We start from the raw sequence: 288 nt of genomic DNA, 5'->3' as shown, positions 1-288 counted from the left end.
GAAAAGTGCTAATGGATAATTTTTCTCTTTCTTTCCAAAGGAAAGCAGCTAACGAAAAAAAGAACTCAATCTTGAGTTCTCAGTTCTTCCACCAAAATTAAAAGGAAAATTGAATTTCATTAAATGGCCAATAACGTAAGCTAACCTTTCCAACTACTTGATTAATGGAAATGAACCCAAAATGTCGACTATCCCAACTTCCTAATCGGTTATCTCCCAACACAAATAATTTCCCCTTTGGAACCGTAACCTCTCCAGTGATTTCTTCTAATGTAAAATTCCCCGTTA

Annotated in this window: 1 protein-coding gene; it reads right to left on the bottom strand. The window is 35.1% G+C overall.

Annotated features, from left to right (window positions below):
• Positions 1-97 precede the first annotated feature (97 nt).
• Positions 98-288: signal peptidase I (gene lepB, locus HU755_RS27055; protein ID WP_186638318.1), on the bottom strand; the 191-nt coding region annotated here is incomplete at its 5' end.

It is taken from the genome of Pseudomonas sp. SWRI111 (assembly GCF_014268555.1).
Classification (GTDB): Bacteria; Pseudomonadota; Gammaproteobacteria; order Pseudomonadales; family Pseudomonadaceae; genus Aquipseudomonas; species Aquipseudomonas hamedanensis.
Note: the sequence above shows the minus strand (reverse complement) of the source record. Positions and strands in the feature narration are given on the sequence as shown.